Annotated in this window: 22 protein-coding genes and 1 pseudogene; 21 read left to right on the top strand and 2 right to left on the bottom strand. The window is 42.3% G+C overall.

Annotation, left to right across the window (positions count from 1 at the left end; genetic code table 11):
- From BUB16_RS00005 to BUB16_RS00080, 17 genes and pseudogenes are all read left to right on the top strand, one after another.
- Positions 1-543: DUF4837 family protein (locus BUB16_RS00005; RefSeq protein ID WP_139240119.1), on the top strand; the 543-nt coding region annotated here is incomplete at its 5' end.
- A 36-nt stretch (positions 544-579) separates the two neighbouring features.
- Positions 580-1656 (top strand): hypothetical protein, encoded by a 1077-nt coding sequence (locus tag BUB16_RS00010; protein WP_139240120.1) that lies wholly within the window; start codon positions 580-582, stop codon positions 1654-1656.
- Positions 1657-2129: 473 nt separating this feature from the next.
- Positions 2130-3227: a 6-bladed beta-propeller gene (locus BUB16_RS00015; RefSeq protein ID WP_170864225.1), complete on the top strand. Its 1098-nt coding sequence runs from the start codon at positions 2130-2132 to the stop codon at positions 3225-3227.
- Between the two features lie 233 nt (positions 3228-3460).
- Entirely contained in the window at positions 3461-4636 is a 1176-nt protein-coding gene (locus tag BUB16_RS00020) for a 6-bladed beta-propeller (protein ID WP_073058776.1), read from the top strand.
- 21 nt (positions 4637-4657) lie between these two features.
- Positions 4658-4798: pseudogene (locus BUB16_RS00025) on the top strand (cysteine peptidase family C39 domain-containing protein); the annotation flags it as partial.
- Between the two features lie 46 nt (positions 4799-4844).
- Positions 4845-6059, top strand: coding sequence for a 6-bladed beta-propeller (locus tag BUB16_RS00030; RefSeq protein WP_073058777.1), 1215 nt, complete (start codon positions 4845-4847; stop codon positions 6057-6059).
- A gap of 70 nt (positions 6060-6129) precedes the next feature.
- Positions 6130-6840, top strand: coding sequence for a hypothetical protein (locus BUB16_RS00035; protein WP_139240121.1), 711 nt, complete (start codon positions 6130-6132; stop codon positions 6838-6840).
- Positions 6841-7018: 178 nt separating this feature from the next.
- Positions 7019-7276, top strand: a complete 258-nt coding sequence (locus BUB16_RS00040) for a hypothetical protein (protein ID WP_073058779.1) — start codon at positions 7019-7021, stop codon at positions 7274-7276.
- Positions 7273-7452: a PIN domain-containing protein gene (locus BUB16_RS21685; RefSeq protein ID WP_211483035.1), complete on the top strand. Its 180-nt coding sequence runs from the start codon at positions 7273-7275 to the stop codon at positions 7450-7452. Before BUB16_RS00040 ends, BUB16_RS21685 begins: the two co-directional genes overlap by 4 nt.
- Complete coding sequence (locus BUB16_RS21690) at positions 7436-7654, top strand: PIN domain-containing protein (protein WP_211483036.1); 219 nt, start codon at positions 7436-7438, stop codon at positions 7652-7654. Before BUB16_RS21685 ends, BUB16_RS21690 begins: the two co-directional genes overlap by 17 nt.
- A 171-nt stretch (positions 7655-7825) precedes the next feature.
- A complete protein-coding gene (locus tag BUB16_RS00050) occupies positions 7826-8323 on the top strand; it encodes a hypothetical protein (protein WP_073058780.1) in 498 nt (165 codons plus the stop codon).
- 45 nt (positions 8324-8368) lie between these two features.
- Positions 8369-9595 (top strand): 6-bladed beta-propeller, encoded by a 1227-nt coding sequence (locus BUB16_RS00055; protein WP_073058781.1) that lies wholly within the window; start codon positions 8369-8371, stop codon positions 9593-9595.
- Between the two features lie 12 nt (positions 9596-9607).
- Complete coding sequence (locus BUB16_RS00060) at positions 9608-10018, top strand: hypothetical protein (RefSeq protein WP_073058782.1); 411 nt, start codon at positions 9608-9610, stop codon at positions 10016-10018.
- A 185-nt stretch (positions 10019-10203) separates the two neighbouring features.
- On the top strand, positions 10204-11400 hold the full coding sequence (locus BUB16_RS00065; protein WP_084087912.1) for a 6-bladed beta-propeller: 1197 nt from the start codon (positions 10204-10206) through the stop codon (positions 11398-11400).
- Positions 11401-11537: 137 nt separating this feature from the next.
- Positions 11538-12728, top strand: coding sequence for an alginate lyase family protein (locus BUB16_RS00070; RefSeq protein ID WP_073058784.1), 1191 nt, complete (start codon positions 11538-11540; stop codon positions 12726-12728).
- Between the two features lie 15 nt (positions 12729-12743).
- Positions 12744-13877: a 6-bladed beta-propeller gene (locus BUB16_RS00075; protein WP_073058785.1), complete on the top strand. Its 1134-nt coding sequence runs from the start codon at positions 12744-12746 to the stop codon at positions 13875-13877.
- A 228-nt stretch (positions 13878-14105) separates the two neighbouring features.
- Entirely contained in the window at positions 14106-15257 is a 1152-nt protein-coding gene (locus BUB16_RS00080) for an NHL repeat-containing protein (RefSeq protein ID WP_073058786.1), read from the top strand.
- Between the two features lie 98 nt (positions 15258-15355).
- Here the strand turns inward: BUB16_RS00080 and BUB16_RS00085 are convergent, their stop codons facing one another.
- A complete protein-coding gene (locus BUB16_RS00085) occupies positions 15356-15550 on the bottom strand; it encodes a DUF2283 domain-containing protein (protein WP_073058787.1) in 195 nt (64 codons plus the stop codon).
- Positions 15551-15586: 36 nt separating this feature from the next.
- A complete protein-coding gene (locus BUB16_RS21320; RefSeq protein WP_170864226.1) occupies positions 15587-15769 on the bottom strand; it encodes a hypothetical protein in 183 nt (60 codons plus the stop codon).
- A gap of 177 nt (positions 15770-15946) precedes the next feature.
- Here BUB16_RS21320 and BUB16_RS22115 point away from each other — a divergent pair, with 177 nt between their 5' ends.
- From BUB16_RS22115 to BUB16_RS00105, 4 genes are all read left to right on the top strand, one after another.
- Positions 15947-16174: a DUF433 domain-containing protein gene (locus BUB16_RS22115; RefSeq protein WP_073058788.1), complete on the top strand. Its 228-nt coding sequence runs from the start codon at positions 15947-15949 to the stop codon at positions 16172-16174.
- A gap of 362 nt (positions 16175-16536) precedes the next feature.
- Positions 16537-17649 carry an NHL repeat-containing protein gene (locus BUB16_RS00095; protein ID WP_073058789.1) on the top strand — a complete coding sequence of 371 codons (1113 nt, stop codon included), beginning with the start codon at positions 16537-16539 and terminating at the stop codon, positions 17647-17649.
- Positions 17650-17734: 85 nt separating this feature from the next.
- Complete coding sequence (locus BUB16_RS00100; RefSeq protein ID WP_073058790.1) at positions 17735-18778, top strand: 6-bladed beta-propeller; 1044 nt, start codon at positions 17735-17737, stop codon at positions 18776-18778.
- A 158-nt stretch (positions 18779-18936) separates the two neighbouring features.
- Positions 18937-20046, top strand: a complete 1110-nt coding sequence (locus BUB16_RS00105) for a 6-bladed beta-propeller (protein ID WP_170864227.1) — start codon at positions 18937-18939, stop codon at positions 20044-20046.
- Positions 20047-20158: the final 112 nt, after the last annotated feature.

Here is a 20158-nt window from a genome sequence, read left to right on the forward strand (position 1 = left end):
CACGGCTGGAAGATCCGCATCCAGCACGACTGGCAGCTGAACATTGATACCACCTACAGCGAGGGCGGGGAGCGGCAGCACTTTCTGACCATGCGGCGGCCGCTGCCCGAAAACGACCGCTGGTTCTGGGCGTGGTGGAAAAATGATGTGGAGGATATTTCGTTCCTGGATGAGGAGTGGATCAACGCCAAGCGCGACTCGCTGACCCGGCAGTGGATCCGGGGGACCCGCGACAGCTCCTATGTGACCACCGAATACGGGCGGCCCGTGGAGACCGAATCGTTCCGGCTGAACGGTTACCTGGCCTATGAGACGCTGGGGACCTGGCGGATGACCCATGATGCGATGGGGGGACCCTTTGCGAACCTGACGGTCTACGACGAGCAGAACGACCGGCTGTTTCTGCTGGAGTTCGGGCAGTTTGCCCCCAAGTACAACAAGCGCCGGTTCGTGCGGCAGTTCCGGACCATGCTGCGCACCTTTACCGCCGATTCGACCTGGTCGGGGACGCTAACGCTAACGGGGATCGCAGAAGAACATTAGTTGTTTGATCACAATCCCAGTCAAAGGAGGTAGATAATGAAGCTAAAGACCATGATTTTAAAAAGCGGGTTTTGGTATGCCGTTTTTTTCCTAATAGTCGGGTGTGCCTCAGAGGAGAATAGCGAACCTATCACCTTTGAAGAGAGGGAAGTTAGCCGGATGTCGTTACTTATTCCAAGCGATTCTTCACACGAAGTTGGTGCTCCCTCCGAAATACAGGCCGTACGCGGCGGATTTCTGGTGTATGATTACGGGGTTAAAAAGATCTTCAAGCTTGATTCCGAGGGAAATACATTGCTTTCTTTCGGCAGCAGTGGCCGGGGACCGGGGGAATACCAGGATGTGTTATGCTTTTGGGAATTCGATGAGGGGTACTGGGTCTTTGATTACAGCAGTGCCAAATTCGTTGAATATGATCGTAAAGGAAACTGGCTGGAAGATCATCCCATAACATTCGACGGATTTCCCGATTCACCCACCAGAGTTGAAGTCATAAATCCAGAACAGTTTGTCATTGGGTCCGGTGGAAAGGAGGGCAGTCTGTTAACACTTGTGGATATGCAAACCCAGGACATCCGGCATTTCGGGGGGTCCGTTGGCGAGTATGCAGGCTATAATCCCCGGGAAGCACGCAAGGCTATCTTATCAGGCCAAATTCCGGCAGGCAGTCAGAACGAGGTTCTCTTGGGAAGCAATCAGTCAGGTATCTTTTCCCTGCAACAGACGACCGCTTTGTTGGAAAAATACGCCCGCGACGGCGAGTTGATTTGGCAACGGAGTATTAAAGTCCCGGCCATAGAAGATCTTTTTGATCGATTGTTCGAGGAAAATAGGAGGCGTATAAACAGGGATGACTTTCTCCTGGAATTTATCCATGCCCGCCGAATGGCTACCAATGAAGGCGGAGTTGCTATCCTGCTAAATACCCTTGAAAACCAACCGGTGACCGTGGTCTGGGTAACGGATGATGGACAGGATGGCACTATTGTCTCCTTCCCGGAAATAGATAACGATCTGCTGGGATTAACTTTCACTATATCTGCGGACGGATCCTATATATACTTTTCAGATGCTTTGGATGGAGAGTTGTACAGAGCGGAGTGGCCGGTATGATTTAACCGTTACCGATCTCCATCGATATAGTTTATGGCGGAAAATATTTTTTAAAGGCTCGATGTAAAATCTGATTGAGATTAATCCTCGATGCTTTTTTCCAATATGCATACGATATAACAACATAGGATAAGTTGATGGAGAATTGAGCTGCATGATATTTTATGACACTAATACTCAAAGAACCTATCAACCAGGACGCTGATGGGAGACAAGTCCTTGCTGATGTAGTTTTAAAAAAGAACACTATATAGTTTTGTGAAAAAATGTACAATCTGCTATACAAGTTATTGAAGAGTCCTTTCACAACTTGCACGTTAACCTGATCAATTTTTATGAAGAATTTATCTTTTGGGATACTCCTTTTTTTTATCGGATGCGCTGCACCCAAAGAAGACATCGAAATTCCCGAAGATATCAGTAACCTCGAAAATTTGACTGTATATTCCGAAGAGACCGAAGCGGACTCATCCGTGGAGTTTGTCCACGACGTAACTTTTGAGGTTCCTGAGAATATTTCACGGAATTGGTTTAAGCGCTTTCCAGGGTATAATTGGCTTGCAGGTATTGAAATCGACGATTCCGGGAGAGTGTTTATTGCAGATCACTCTTTTAAAATGATTCATGTATTTGATTCGGAGGGAAGTTACGTAACGAGCCTGGGGCGGGAAGGAAACGGACCGGGAGAATATCAAAGTATCACAGATACAGAAATTTTTTCGCAAAAACTGCACGTCTTTGATTGGATGAAGTTTAGAACAACAACCTATTCACTTGATTCACTTAAAGATATTGAAACAGAAGATGTCAGGCCTCCGGTTAATATGGGTGAAATTGATAAAATAACCGGATGGTTTACAATACGGCCCTTACTCAGAAGCGAGGGGACGTATCTGGCAGGATTTATTGAAGATTGGCCGAATGCAAATGTGGGGAGCCCAAAGTATAATCTTGGGCAGGATCGGCCCATGAAGTTTTTCTTTATGGACAATGAAAGCTACATTTTTTCCGATGAAATTTTTGAATTAAAAAAAGGACGTGAAGATCTCGTTGCCCAGGTAGGGGACCGGCATCTGTTTAATCTTAGAACGTATCCTTTCCTTGCACGATCACTGATAACTATCTCCAATGACAATCATATCTATACTACATGGACAAAAAACTTTCTGATAAAAGTCTACGGTCCGGATGGAGCCTATTTAAGAGCCTTTTATCATCCATATCAGAGAAAAATATTACGAAGAGAAGAAGTCCTTCCCCTGTTTGATGGAAATGACGAATGGGGGATGCGGGATTTGGTTCAACATGCTGAGTTGCCGGAAACATGGCCGGCCATAAAATCAATAATTACTGATGATAAAAACCGTCTTTGGGTTTCTAAGATCGTATCTGATGATGTATATGAATGGTGGGTATTGCAAGATACCGGGGAATTGGTTGCGAAGTTTAGATGGCCGGAGAACCGTAGTATTGAGGCCGTAAAAAATGGATACGCATACTCTCATGAGGCTGATGAAGAAACCGGAATTCAGAAGATTTTGAGATATCGGATCGAAATGGAAAAAAATTAATAATTTAACTCTATTAAGTGGTTGAATATCTGTTCAAATGAACCTGCCGGGAAGGGATACCTTCATCTCCGAAAAAACCAAAACTTGCGGCCTCCGCTATATTTTTCTACTATATAAATAATATTATAGTTAAGAAAGGATAGTATTTTATACGCCTTATGAGATCACCACCGACAAGCCTGTTATTTCTTATACTATTTTTCGTGGTATGCGGATGTGCATCAGAGAATGATGTGGATATACCAGCACATCTCGAAGGCTTGGAAAATCTTACCGTGTATCAGCGTCCTGAACATCCGGATACTCTCATCCTTCATCGCGAGCAGGTGTTTGGTATTACAGATTCCTTGTTAATTGATTTTGTCGGCAGTATGGCTGTAGACGATTCAGGCAGAGTATATGTAACGAGTGGTAGACCCAATGGTATAAAGGTCTTTGATCCCGATGGCCGATATTTGACCCAAATTGGGCGGGAAGGCCGGGGACCGGGGGAATTCGTGGCTGCTCCTGGCCTTAATATCATATCAAACCAGCTATATGTGGTAGACTACGGGGCTTATAGAATCAGCATCTTTTCTGTCGATTCTCTCAAGCTGATTCGTACCGTAAACATAAATCTGACAAACAAAATTAAGGCATTAGCCGATTATGCTGTCCATCAAATAATCCCTGATAAAAACGGAGCGTTTTTAGTTTGTTTTAAAAAAATCCTACGTGAGGTTCCTGACCTTCCCGAAGGAATTAAAATAGATACTCTTTATCGGAGCTATTATCCCATAAACAAAGAAGGCAGACTTATACCAAAGCAAGTTTTAAGAATTCAAGATCAACCTGTCGTAACCGAATCCATTTATCAGAATGTTTTCCCAGCTAGTTTCAATTTTTTTAGTAAACCACTGGTTGTGGTTTCCAATAATGGATCAATCTATACGGCTAATTCAAAAGATTTTTTGATCAAAGAATACAGTCCCGACGGAGAATATCGGCGCGCCTTTTTTCATCCCTATCATAACGTATCGCTAACCAGAGAAATTGTGTTGGAAAGTAACTATGATATTATGAGCAAATTGATATCACGAGGAGGTATAAGCGAGAATATGAGTCAGACTATGATTAACAGCCGCCTTCGCTTACTTCGTCAAATTGATCTCCCCCCAAACTGGCCGGCCTTGAATGACCTGCTGGTGGATGACGAAAACCGTCTCTGGCTTTCGACTATTGTCAATGATCAAACGGTCTACCAATGGTGGGTCTTGGATGAAAATGGAAAGTTGCTGGCTGGCTTCCAATGGCCGCGCAGTAAAGCGATCAAAATAATCAAAAACGGATGCGTGTATACCGAAGAGACAAACAAAAAGACAGGTTTAGAGAGAGTAGTCAGGTATAAGATTGCTATGAGTAAGGGATAAGAATTTAACGGACTGTATTGTATGAATACATCCAAAATTTACCGTCAATATGATGCTATGGACTGTGGTCCCACCTGCCTGCGGATGGTGGCCAAGCATTACGGGCGAAGCTATACGATGGATACCGTGCGGGGCCGGAGTGACATCAATAGGGAGAGTGTGTTATGATCTGAAGTAACATTCACAATATTTATAAATAATAAATATTATGATACATAAACTGAAGAAAATTCAGTTCAGGATACTCCCAATTCTTTTCTTACTCTTTCTATGCGCATGCTCCGCAGGAGAGGAAAATACTGTCCCCGCCGAAGTTAGCGAGCTGGAAAATATGACAACGATCCCAGCCGATATACAGCCAACTCATGATATAACCATTCAAAAAGAGAAAGTATTTGGTGATTTTGAAAGGAATACAGGAGCTATGGGCGGCATAAGAGATATTGCTGTGGATGACTCCGGGAGAGTATTTATATCAGATACCCAGCAAAAAACTATTCATATGTTCAGTCCCGATGGACAGTTTATCCAAAATATTGGCCGAAGCGGCAGCGGACCGGGCGAATTTCGCCATATTTTTCCTATGAAAATTCAAGGTGACAAGCTTTTTGCATTTGACCCCACTTTTTATCGGCTAAATTTTTATTCACTTGAATCTCTAACATTTGATCATGTAGAAGAATTATTTTTCCAGGATTGGTCAGATATTGAAAATATTAAGAAAGCAAGCCCTGTCAAATTCTATGACTGGAGCAACAATAATCTATTGATAGGTTTTGATCAAGTAAGAGGTGACAATATCTACTACTACGTTGTGAACAATAGTGGTCACAGGACAGAGATTATTTCGGGTCCAATACTCGTGCAAAAAGATGAGAAACAGATGGAAATAGATATTGTATATCTTAATGGAATGGAGGGTTCATATGAGTTTCCCTTTGGCAGGGAGTCCCTTATCGCTGTTTCGGAAGACCGGCATATCTTTACGGCATGGACTGAGCATTTTCTAATCAAAGAATATAATCCGGAGGGTACCTATCTTCGGGCTTGGTATTATCCCTATAAAAATCTACCGTTGACACAGAATGAACTCGATAGCTACGCTGCCTCACGTGGTGATTTTGAGCCGATTATCCAAGAGGCCTATACTAAAAATGAACTTCCAGCAACAAGACCGGCCCTGAAGGATATAAGGATCGACGATCAAAACCGGCTTTGGGTTTCAACGGTTGTTAAGGATTTGTCCGTAACTGAATGGTGGATACTGGAGATGGACGGTACGCTGTTAGGTCGGTTCACCTGGCCAAAGCAAAAACAAATTGAAGCAATAAAAAATAGTTGCTTATATACCAAGGAGACTGATCGGGAAACCGGAATACAAGAGGTGGTTCGATATCGGGTTAAGATGAAAAAACAATACTGAATTTAGCTTTTCCCATACAATCAATTTAATTGCTGAAAACAGGAATGATTATGCAGAGCTACAGGGGTACTTGCCTAAACGGATTTTCCCGTTGCGTGACGGGACGTTTTTGGTTTCCTATAGACAATATGATGAATATGAAAATAAGGGTAAAGCAAGTTTTGTTTATTACGTAATCCAGGATAATAAAGGACATATTGTAAGCGATCCGGTCTTCAAACAAAAGGGCCTCACGTATTTAGTTCATGAAAAACCGGGCGGAAATATGCGTCGTATGCACTCCTTTCCTTTTCATGGTAAACCATTGCTTGCTGTATCCGGTGATGATTATTTATATACTGCCAGGACAGAAAAATTCAAGATAGATGTATATAATAAAGAGGGACAACTTGTTAGCACCATTCAACAACCATTTGATAATAGAATCTTTGCCAAGGATGAAGTTCTTGCACGATATGAAGAAACAAACTATATGTGGCAGTTGGGTGACGGGATCGCTCTGGAGATGATCCGGGAGGCCGATAATCTTCCTGAAGAATGGCCGGCCCTTGAGGCGATGTTCTTTGATGATGAGGATCGCCTGTGGATTTCCACTATTGTCGATGATTTCGAAATCTTCCAGTGGTGGATGCTTAAAAAATCAGGGGAAGTGATCACTAAATTTGAATGGCCTCGCGACCATTCTATTGAAAAAGTCCGAAACGGCAAGCTCTATACCCGTGAAACAGAGGAAGAAACCGAGCTGGAGGAGATTGTGCGCTATGATATTAAGGTGATTTAATTAGCCTGCAGGGAATCATCTTTATCTCTGCCTGGAAAGTTGAAATTTGCTGTGTACATGATATTTATATATTTAATCAGTAAATTTAATAACAAACAGTATGATACGATCGTAAAAAGCTTGCCGGTATCATGTTGGATGACCGACTTATAAATGGTTAATCGTAAAATATACTATTATGCTCCGCACATACGAAGGCACGCTGAAAGGAAACCAAATTGACTGGAGTGGTGAAGCTCCGGATTCCAAACAAACGCTTCATGTGCATATTACCGTGTTGGATGAGGAAGACACCCCTGGACAAAGGGGCCGCCGCATGGCCGCGGCTCTAAAAGATATGGCCCAAACAGGGGGCTTTTCTGAAGTAGCCGATCCGTCCGAATGGCAACGTAAAATAAGAACAGATCGTCCGCTTCCGGGTCGGGAGTTAGAATGAGTACAGACTTGATTGACAGTAACCTGATCATTTATGCCACGCAACCAAACCATGAAAATTTACGTCAATACATTGCTGATAATGCTCCGGCAGTAGCTGTCATAAGTAAAATTGAAACGCTTGGCTACCACAAACTGAGCTCCGAGGGAAAAAAAATTTTTGGAAGAATTTTTTGATGCAGCCCATCTCTTGCCGGTTAGCCAGCAAGCTGTTGAACATGCGATTTCACTCCGCCAGAAACGCCGTATCTCTCCCGGTGATTCTCTGATTGCAGGAATTGCTCTTAGCCATGGACTACGTTTAGCTACGCATAACATAACAGACTTTGATTGGATTAATGAATTAGAGGTATTTGACCCTCTTAGCATTGAAGGGTAGATATCCAACAAATATAGGCGAAGAAGGAAAAGGATCGGGATAATTTAGCAACTTCTACATAGTACCACCATTTCCCGGATCGATAAATCGGGAAAATTCTTTGAGAAAAAACTTTTACAGCTATCTACACCGTTTCCAAGTGATCAGAAATTAGTTTACTTCGGATCAGGTGTGTCGGTCTTTAGCAATGCAGCTTTTTATCCCGATATCAGGATATCCGCTGATTCCCTGGGAAATCTGTATATTGGGAAAAGTGACAGCCTTATCATCCGAAAGTATAGTGAACATGGAGAACTGTCTGCCGTTTTACGAGACACATATTCTCCGGCACCGCTCACTGACAACCATATTGACAGTTTGTATAATCACAGAGGTAATCTTTTTAAGAAAGCGGTAAATGAAGTGGGACGTCCTGATTACTGGCCGACATTTCAGGATTTCCTGATTGATGACTTGGGACGCTGTTGGGTTGAACTTATTGATCCCGGTAAATCCGATCAAACGTGGTGGATCTTCAGCAGAGAGAACCAACCACAATGGAAGTTAAAATTACCCGTAAATGTAACCTTATTCGAGGTACAAAAAGAGCAAGCGTATGGGATATTTCGTGCTGAGGACAGTATTTCTAAAGTCATACGATTTCAGATAAAAGGACTTGAAGGATTATAAGCTAATGGAAAAATAAATCAATCCGTTAATCTAAACTTCTATCCCATGAGAATTGAAAGATGGTCTGTTCTGTTACTTTTTATACCGCTTCTTGCAATATTTGGATGCACCTCAGAGCAGGAGATTGAAGTCCCGAAAGCTGTTAAATCATTAGAAAACGTCACCGTCCATCCCCCGGATACGGAACCGGCCGGGGAGATTCTATTAGAAGAGGAAATTACCTACGAGGACATAGAGGAAGTAACACGCGGGCGAATTTCGGGAAATGTTGCGGTAGATAGCCGGGGGCGGGTGTATATTCCCGACTTTCAGGCGAAAGTCGTTCATGCTTATAATGCCGATGGTTCATACCTCGATAGTATCGGGAGAGAAGGAAAGGGGCCGGGAGAGTTTCAGATGATTCGGACGATTAGAGTTGCTGACGACACCCTGCATGTATTGGATTATACCTTTCAAAAGATATCAGTATTTGATCTCCAAACAATGAAGCATATCCATGATATGCAACTCTCCATCAGTGAAGATATGCATCAATCCCCGCCTTGGTTGGATTGGACCCGCAAAAAGAAGCTGAATTACAAGCCCCTTGATTTCTATGTCCGCTCGGACGGTAACTATTTGATATTCTTCGGTGATATGGCTATCAGCTCGGTGGATAATGTCAGTGGGCGTACTTATGAAGTCTCCCTTTATGATCCGATAGAGAAAGTGTACCTAAAACATGATCTCCTTTCTTTTGCGTGGACGGGACAAACACTTATAGATCAATCCAGAAAGGGAATGACTGTAATGTTTAGGGTACCCCACAAGCGGGGTTCCCGGTTCGCCTATACGGGGAGCGAACTGATACACGGGTGGACGGAAGAGATACTGATTAAGATATACGATGAAGAGGGAGAGTATAAGCGGGCATTTTACCATCGGGATCCTGACATTCCCCTGGCGGTGGAAGACGCGCTTGCCCATTATAAAGATTCCGGCGAAAATGTAGTGAGAGCCATACGAAATGACACGCTTCCTGAAACCTGGCCGGCTTTCGATGCTCTGAAACTGGATGATGAGGGACGTGTGTGGATTTCAACGTTTACCCGTGATCCGCATACCTCGCAATGGTGGGTACTGGACGGGGCCGACGGAACCCTTTTAGCCCGCTTCGACTGGCCCCGGAAGAAACAAATTGAACAAGTCAAAAACGGGAAACTCTATACCCGCGAAACCGATGAAGAAACTGGCCTGCAGAAGATTATCCGATATGATATTAAAATCAAATAAACCAGATCTATCATGAAAAGAATACTATTAATTTTTGGGATAGGTATCTTACTCATAGGATGTGGAGAAACCGATGAGGTGCACCAAATGTCTGCCGATTCCCAGGAAATAGATAGTATTGCTTTAAGCGTTCCAGAACATATTCGTGAGCTGGACAGCCTGAAGATATATTCCCCGGATACACAGGACGATGACACCGTCACCTTTGAACAAAAGCAGGTCTTTGAGAGCAATAAAGAAGTATTTATGAAGGGTTATATCGGTGAGGTTGCCATTGATAAACAAGACATGGTGTACATATCGGGAAGTAATATGGGTAATTTGGGGATCTATGTCTTCCAGCCCGATGGTAGCCACTTGACGACTCTAAGCCTCTTTGGCCCGGCGAAGTGTTATGGCGCCTTCCTTTCAGATAGTCGTTAAAAATGGATATTTGTATAGCCATGAACAAGATATGGAGGCAGGAATAGATCGTATTGTGAAATACCGCATTGAATTTAAGCAGCGGCAATAGTTGTAAATTAAATATTGGAAAAAATAAGGATTATCTCAGATCCCCATAATTTGGGAAATAAATATCAAATACTATCCATTAAACTCAGGCAGATATGAAAAATATTCTCTTCGACATCTTGATATTTGTTATTTGCATTGGTTGTTCCAACAGGAGTGCTGTAGACTTGCCGGAGCATATTAAAAACCAGGATCTTGAGAACCTGACAATTTATCAAGCAGACGTCCAGCCAAATCAAACAATTCAACTTATACGTGAGCAGGCCTTTGGTAATTCAGAAGATGTTCTGATTGGGAACCCGAGTCAGTTAGAAGCAGACCGTTCCGGAAGGGTATATATCGGGGATTCTCAACAAAAATCAATTCATGTTTTCCAACCGGACGGTAACTATCTCTCAAGTATTGGAAGAGAAGGCCAGGGTCCCGGAGAATTCCAATGGATTGGTAACATGCAGATTCTTTCCGATGAACTATTTATTTATGATCCGAATAGCCACAGACTTAATGTATTCAGAATACCGGAAAACTCAAATACAGCTCCTGAATTTCTTCATTCGGTTGTTATCTCCGGGGATAATTTCGAAGGAATTCCCGAAGCAAATTTTATGTCTCCCAGGTTGTACAGAATTCGCAATGACGGTTCTCTTATACTTTTTTCAAGAAATTCAATCTTCCAGTATCGTCAGGACCCGGAGTTTCAGGGGGTAACCCGGTACTATCTGGTGAATATGGAAGATGAGACTTCGATTGATACGATTTTTGAAATGGACATGCCCGAACATATCGTAACAGAGTGGTTTACCATTCCAGCACCCTTTAATGCCCGTGGATTGATGGCGCTCTCATCCGATGACCGAATTTTCTCGGTATGGACTGACGATATTTTGATTAAGGTACACAGCCCCGATGGAGTCTATGAACGATCGTTTTATTATCCATTTGTCAATCATGACCTGAATCGTGAAGATGCAATAAACAGCATGGACGATCATGAGCAACTTCAGAAAGCAGTTCGAAGTATGGAGCTTCCAAAAACGTGGCCTGCGTTAGACCGGATGTTTATTGACGATAAGGACCGAATCTGGATCGCCACCATTGTGGATGATCTTGATATTTTTGAATGGTGGGTGATGAATGAAGAGGGGGAACTGTTGACACGATTTAACTGGCCGAGAAGTAAACAAATTGTAAAAGTCAAAAACGGCAAGCTGTATGCTCGCAAAACGGAAGAAGAGACCGGCCTGGAGGAGATAGTGCGGTATGATATTAAAATGAAAACAGTGTTCAAGTGATAAGTGCAACAGCGCGGTGTGTTAACGATTGCTGAATGAGAGCAGGAAAATCAAATTTTAGCACGGGCTGAAATTTCAGGTATCCAGAGTTTTATATATAGAATATTACATAAATTCCTGGTTTTAAATGAAATATTATGAAAGGTCAATTTATCCTGATACGTCTTTTTGTTTCCTTGTTGATTGTTGCTGCTTGCAGTAACCAGAGAGAAAAGGAACCGGACCTTCTCCTGGCTAACAGTCAACAGGAAAACCATTTGAGGAAAAATTACGGCCAAAAAATAACAGGTATGGCTGAAGAGGCCCTGCAGGAAGGGCCGTTTTCCGTAATGGATAAAAACTTCACGCCTCCCAGCGGTGATAAGCATGATTATATGAGCATTGGCATCTATTGGTGGCCTAACCCTGACAGGGAAGATGGATTACCTTGGATCCGCAAGGATGGCCAGGTAAATCCTCAGGTAAGAGAAATTACCGATGCCACCTATTATAATAAAACCCGAAACAATGGACTGGTTTTGGGCTTGGCTTACCATATAACAGGTGAAGAGCAATATGCTGCTAAGGCAGCAGAGCTTTTAAAAACCTGGTTTCTTAGAGACTCCACAAAAATGAATCCCAACCTTAATTTTGGCCAGGGAGTGCCGGGAAGGACGGAAGGCAGGCGTTATGGTATTATTGAAACCCGTGAAAATGCCTATATTTTTGATGCTATCCGATTAATACAAAACAGTCAATTCTGGAATGAAGAAAATACTAAAGCTATGCAGGCATGGTTTGGGCAATATTTGGATTGGTTGTTAACCAGTACATTAGGTCAACTGGAAGGGGAAACTACCAATAACCATGGTATTTGGTATGATTTCCAGGTGGCGTCCATTGCATTAGCTTTGGGTGATACTGTCCAGGTAGAAAAACAATTGACACGAGCTAAGGAGAGAATAAAAGAACATATAGAGGCAGATGGCAGTCAGCCGAGAGAGTTGGCCAGAACTAAATCCTATAGTTACAGTACCATGAATTTGCAGGGGATGATGGCGTTGGCTATGATCGGTGAAAAAATAGGCATGGATTTGTGGAACTATCAGGATGAGGAAGGTGCAGGCATCCAAACGGCGTTGGATTTTTTATTGCCCGCTGCTTTACAGGAACAGGAATGGCAGCATGAGCAAATAGAACCAATCGGAGAAAGTATGGATAAGCTAACAAAATTATTGCTGGTGGCGAATTATAAATATCCTGATAGTAATTACGGCAAAACTGCAAAGAAAATCCGTGAATTATATGAACTTGATCATGAATTATTGCTTGGATTATACCAGTTTTAAAAAAATATATTAGGGATGAAAAATAGCATGCTCATTTGCTTTTTTCTCACAGCAGTTACGCTGTTATCCGGATGTCGTTCCCAAACGGAGCAATCCTCATTCCCGGGTCCTCCTTCTGCTCTGGAAATAACGAAGGAACGGTTTTTAGATGAGAACCTTGTGGATAGCATGATGATCTACGTGCCTGGTGCGCTCCAAACTGATTCGGGGGGTAATGTCTATGTGTTTGATGAAGGGCAGATGAATATTAAAGTCTTCTCTGAAGAGGGACGTCCACTGCGGATAATCGGGCACCGGGGACGTGGTCCGGGAGAATTCATCAGCAACAGCGGTTTTTTTGTCTATCGTGACTCCCTGTATGCTTTTGATCGAAAGCTGCAGCGGTTAATCGTTTTTTCGACGGTGGGCACGCCGGAAACGGTTTACCCGCTGAAAGTAGCCGCGCCCCTTGTTTTAAAACCAGTGGGAGAAGACCATCACCTGGGTATTTATGCTGGTTATACAGGACCGGAATCGCGTTCAAATGTTAACTATGCCCGGGAGCATGCCAGCGACTTTTCAACGAAAGGAGATCCATTTTTGCAGCTTACCCGGCTTGTTCCTGAGCTTGAGGGAGTGAAAGATCTTTTGAAATTTCGACTTGGTAATGTCCTGATGGTTGAGGAGAATAAATTTATTTATGTTCCTTCTATTTACACAGGCAAGCTGTTCCAATTTGCAAAAAAGGATGATCAATGGGAGCATACACATACTTATTGGGGACGTACGGAGCTTAATCCTTATACGTTATTGGAAAGCGATTCAGACCGATATCCTGATATAACCCTGAGTTCTGCCCGGCAGCATAAACCGGTTGAATACGTGATTCATAACCAGTCACGCGGGTTGCTGAGGCATCGAGACAAAATTTATCACTTTACCCTATGTGAATTTGATGATAATCGGGAGGCACGAGTGTTCGGGGTGGAGATATTCGATAAAGAGATGCAGCTGCTGGGTTATGTTCCTATAAAAACGATCGGAATCACGAATGAAAAAGGCAACACTATTGGCTGGCATGCCGAAGCTACGGATAGCAGGGGTAATGTTTATATACGGGATCGTACTATTAATGAAAGCAATATCTGGCTGTTGAAATTCCATTGGTAAGAGAGGGTTTGCCCCTGACCAAAACGAAATCCTCTTTGCGAATTCCATGGAAGGAATAATATTGAGAGCCGAGTGGCCGATTGATTAGGGAGAAATTATTATCGATTTTGACAATCAGCGAATATTTACTGTAACGGAAGAGGCCGAAATCCAGGCATACCCTTTTAATAGCGGAAGTAACTCTCCTAAGTGATGTTCTGTAGTTCAAGCCTACAAAATAATATATGTATGAATAAATTAGCCAGTCTCATAGTAATTTTTGTCTTTTTTTTGGGGATAGGGAACACGCCCCCTTTGTTAGCGCAGGAAGGAGATCCTGTAGAATATGACGAGCTCCCGGTCATAAAAGTGGATATCGATACAGAGATCAGGGAAGCACAAGGGTATCTTCCCGGCCGACTCAATGATCTGATCCTTATGTCGGATGGAACTCTGCTGGTTTCAGACATACAGAAAAAAACGATCGAGCAGTTTAATACGGAGGGCAAATATATGGGAACGATAGCCCGGGAGGGGCAAGGTCCCGGTGAACTGCCCTTCATGTTTACTCTTGCAGGTGGAGAAAACGATACGCTTATCGTTCAGCATAGCTCATCGACGCAGGTCGATTTTTTCGGGCAAGAATCCGGTGGGATATATACCCATGCAAGGTCAAGTAAAACAGATCCCGGGGAGAATTATCATCCGGCAGCCATTGTCGGATCACATTCCGGGTCAAGCTACTATTATGCTATCAGAAGCAAAACAGAGGTTGACACTGACCTCCCGGAATACAAAATGGATCCCATAGTTATTATGGATGGATTCCAACATATTATCCGGGATTCATTGCACATGCTGAAGAGACCCAATTATGTATATGCAGACCCAACGAAATATTCCACAAATATCACCTTTGGCGGGAAAACTCCGGTGGGTATGCCCCCCTATCGTTATCAGGATCGTTTTAGAATGATGGATAACGGCCATTATCTGATAGCACATCCCGATAGCTCCGCTTTGTTTATCAATAACAGGAATGATGAACTGATCAGGCAAATCCCTTTGAATGTAGAACCTAGGCATGTACAAAAAAGTGATTTGGATTATCATTTGAGTGAGGAACCCAGGGAGGCCAGCCGGAGGCTGAAAAGATATGTGCCCGAATTGAAACCTCCGTTTCTGAATATTTGGGTTTCGCCTGATTATATCCTCCTTCATACGGACAACAGCGGGGAGGGAAAGGAAATGGCGGTCTTCACGATGGAAGGAGAGCCCATCGGCAAATTTTATCTATCCGAATTTGACGACATCCGGTATTTCAGAAATAACCGGATTTACACTCTGTACAAAAATCCGGAAAGGGAACATAGCATCCGGATTTATAACGTATATTTATAAATAAGGGTTGTCATAGCAGAGAAAAACATCTCCTTGAATCGGATGATAAAAGTTATTGCTCATCTGATGGATAAGAGTTGGACGTCTCAGAACCCTTTTTACTCCACTTCATACACCAGACTGCCGGGTTTTTTCATCTTTTTGGAAGCATTAAGCATTTCTATACCAACCACATTCCCATCTTTGTCATAGTCAATAATAACACCGGGTTTATCCTCATCGCTTTCTACAATTTCAGCATCAGTGAATCGTAAGTATACGATATCGGTTTCTTTGTCAAATCTAATATTCATACTTATCAATGTTGGACGTTTTGTAAGCGGTAATCACTAAAGGGGTTGTTTGCAAATATTAATAAAAATACGATATAAATATTTTGATTCTTTTTCTTTGATAATTTTTTGAAAAATCTTTTTGCAATCAGATTCTTGTAAAACGGCGTCAGGTTGTTCAATAATTGAATTTATTGTTTGTGGATTTAACCCACGGTCTTTTATGCGTTTTTTTTGCATGTGCAGAAAAAGAAAAATCCATTTAGGATATTATAAAATAATCATTTTTCATACATCAATAGTATTATTTCTTTTTTAAAGATAAAAGTCAGGTATAGACGAGTTGCTTTATTCTGAATAATTTGGCTTTCTTTTTAAACTTCCTATGATTTCTTGTTCCTTAATCGTTTTTAAAAAATGAAGAAAATTAATCGAATTACGTTTGACCAAAATATTATGGGAGGGCGCCCCTGTATTCGAGGAATGCGAGTGACTGTAGGTACTATCGTAGGATTAGTAGCTTCCGGACACTCTAAAGATCATATTTTGGAGCTATATCCCTATCTGGAAAGAGAAGACATAACTCAAGCACTGCGATGTGCTGCATGGCGGGCCGATGAACTTGAATTACCGCTTGTTACATAAACCTGGTTTTTGCATTCATATTCACAGAATCAATACAAACTTGTGACTATTCTTGAAATTTTCCTCTACGCGCTTAACTTACCAGTATGCTATCCAGACTTTTCCATAGGCGTTATTTTATATTATTTTTAAATGAGGAGAGGCTACGGAGACTTGGTCCCACCTTATACATTAACCGAATATTCTAATGTACAAGCCCAAAAGCCACAGAGCCTTATATGCCTTTATATATTTCATCAGATAATAAGGCGTATCTATTGGAGAATGATGATCCTGATAACTTTACCATAGGAGTACATGAGGTATCCGGAGATTAAGCTGTTTCTTATGGTTGTTGTCATCCAAACAAATCATGAATAGATATGACGGTTTATATTAAGCTATGGAGTATTTGCCTTATTTCTTTTCTGATAAACTCATGCTCAACTCATAGCGATATCAATTTTTACGAGAGTCCGTCTATTGATCAAGATCTGAAACTGCATAAAATTGATCAGTTTACTATTCAGGTACCGGCCGATACTGCTTATACTATCGGGAAACTACGCTTTACTTTTGCTACTAACCCTGACGGGAGCCTGCACGCATTTTATGATGAGCTCAAGAAGCAGTTTATCATTACCGACAGAGAGGGAATGATACAAAATATCATTTCGGAAGAGGGACGAGGTCCCGGCGAAATTCTGAAAGCCGAGGGCTTTAATTTTGACCGGGAAGACCGGCTGGTGGTATATGATCAAAACCAGCAAATGATAAAGGTTTTTAATCTGGATGGACAAGTAGTTGCCCGTGCTAAGCCGGAAAAAAGTTCTTTCTATATCTCTGGCAGAAAGCTATGGATATACAGAAATAAGATATTTTCAGCAACAATGGACGGAAGGCTGCTGGGAAATATCAGGGAAGAAGCCCCTAAATCCAGATTGGCTGTTTCTCATAATTACGACGGAGAACTTGTTGATACGTTGGGTAGATATGATCCCACTGTTAGGACAGCAAAAAGTTATAATCTCCTTTCAATTATAAATATAGACTATAAAAAAGATCGGTTGATAAGCACTCACTATCATAACTACCGCATTCAGGTATATGATATGGAAACAGGGGAGCGACTGGCCTGGTTTGGACGGAAAACGGAAAATTTTAAGGAAGGGGAAGAGTATATATCACCAAATCTTCCGAGAGAAAAGATTCAGGAAAAAAGTGTGGGACGTAGTACGGCGGCCAACATTTATCCCTTGTCCGATTATATAGTGCTTTATTTTGAGACGTTGACTGAAGCATTTTTTACAACAGAGGATTTTAATGAAAAAAGGCCCCATATTGTTGTTTACGATAATGAGTCATACGGTTGCCATGGGGAGATTGCTTTACCTTACATATTGGGGAATGTTTCGAACGATAAATTTTATCTCATTGAAGACGATAACCCCGATCATTTTACGGTAGGTGTTTATGAACTTGTCAGCCATGATTAATATCTGGTTGCTGAAGTTCAACTGGTAGAGAAGCTTGAAAAAAGGAGTAACACTATTAATTTGTATCTAAGGAAATAGAAATACCATGAAAAGCATAAAATGGCTTATTTCTTTGTTACTCATAATCATTGGATGTTCTCAACCGGATTCTGGCAACCCCGTTAACTTTACAACCACCGTTGTTGAAGGAAATAGTACGATCATTGACGCTGAAAAAGATACAGCCATCGTCTTTCCTTCCTTTATACGTACCGCTCCCGACTATTTTCTAATATATGAAGCAAACCCTCAAAAGATTATTAAGTTTAACTATGATGGAGAGAAGCTTCAGTCTTTTGGAAGCGAAGGGAGGGGTCCCGGTGAGTTTCTATCGCTGACGAACTACTGGATCAGGAAGGACCACTATTTACTGTATGATTACAACGGCGCAAAAATGATCCGGTATGATTTTAAGGGATCATTGATTGATGAATATTCAGTAGATATCAGCAAACTGACCATGACGGTGGATGTTTTGTCCGGTAGCAAATTTGTCTATCCCGCCAATGGGACCCATGATTCGTTGTTAGCGATCTCAGACCTCAAAAAAGGCGAGACTGTCTTTTTTGGACAGACCATCGCCGAGAGGAATGAAACCTCGAATGATATGGTACGCGACATTATTGAAAGAGGGGAAGTTCCTAACTATATGAAAAACAGCGTACAAATAGGGGCTAATGGATCCGGGATTTTTTGTTTTCAGAATACGAAGGCGATTTTACAGAAGTATACTTTGGAAGGACAGTTGCAATGGGAACGAGATTTGAAGATGCCAATGGTTGAAGGGGTATTCGAGGATTTTCTAAAAGAAAACAAAAAAGGGAAATATATTACTCCCTTAACCTATGCCTATGGCATGCATGTAATGGAGAATGGTACGGCCCTCTTGCTCAATACGACGGATGAAAAGCCGATAACGGTAAGCTGGGTTCCGAATGACGGGCATGATATACAAGTGGTAGAGTTTCCCAGTATCGTCCGGCCTTCCCAACTCCCCCTTAGGTTCAGGGTTGTCCCTGGGCAAAAGGAAATCCTCTTTGCGAATTCCATGGAGGGAAAAATAATGAGCGCAGAGTGGCCGATTAACTAAGGGAAAGCCATTATTTTAAAAATCGGGTGAGTCTATAACCAGGAGTTTTCTTGATTATATGCCTGAAAATGACCAATATTGATATTGTTAATAGAAAAAAGGGATCTATGTACTGCACTATTCGTCCGGGGACACTATTATTTGCAGCATGCCTGGTAATGGCATTTGGGATAATCGGGTGTCAAGGTGATTCGGCTTCCGATAACGATGGCGCTCCATCGACTGCTGAAGTGGCTACACTCGAAGAATACAATACGGTCGTATCTTATGAAGATGGCATCCTGGCCAATCCGGCTGCTATGAAATATGACGGAGATTCACTTCTTTACGTGTATGATGTGGAGAAAAAGCAGGTATTGGCACTGAATGAAAACGGGGAAACTGCTCGTGAATTCGGCGGAGAGGGTCGAGGCCCAGGGGAGGTTCTATGGTTTAATAATATCTATTTGAACAGTGATTACCTTTATATAGTCGATCCGGTACAATTTCGTATTATAAGATATACCCTTGATGGAGAGGTGGATAGTCCGCTTGATTATGGGCAGAAAGGTTCCCTGTCAATGCCTCCCCCGGGTCCCCAACCAGGAACCCCCCGGGCTAAAAATATTACGAATAAACCCTTTGTGACTGCCAATGGTAATGTGTTGCTGCCGGCTATCGGACCGGAAAAGGATTTCAATAGCCTGTATACTTTGGCCGATTGGGAAGGAAAAGAGTTGGCGGAGATAGGCGAAATTCCCGAGGGTAGCGCTTTCGTGCTGGACTATAAGCAATACCAGGCTGCCGTCAATGAGCGGGAGGTTCCGGCTTATTACAAACCTAATGTATTTCCGGTTAATGACGGGGCCAGCCATGACGAACTTTATTTCATCTATACTGCTTTTCCGAAAGTTATGAAATATAATACATCCGGAAAGAAGCTTTGGGAGAGGGATGTACCGGAAACGACAGAACTGGATTCTGTTTTCACTCATTTTTATGAGGTATCCGGACGAATGAGTGGTAAGTCCAGAATTGGGCTCGATACCTATGTGTCAGGAGTAAGTAGTGAAAAGGGGCGCTTGTATTTGGTTGTAGGCAAGAATGGGATTGTGGAGGTATCAAACAATCTATGGATTCATGAGTTTACCAAAAAAGGAGAACTTAGCCGACGGTTTCAATTGGTGTCTGAAGATGTCAACTTGGCGGCTATCTTCGATATCGACTTTGCCAACCAGCGTATATTTGTGGTAACGGAAGAGGCTGAGATACGGGCGTATCCCTTTTGAGAGCGGAAATAACTCTGTTAGGGTTCTGTGAAAAAGGACTTTGTGGTTTTACAGCGGCAGGATACAGATCAGGCTGCCGGTAAATATTCCCAGTTCAACATATAACATTATA

The sequence above is a fragment of the Fodinibius roseus genome (genome assembly GCF_900129315.1).
Classification (GTDB): domain Bacteria; phylum Bacteroidota; class Rhodothermia; order Balneolales; family Balneolaceae; genus Fodinibius; species Fodinibius roseus.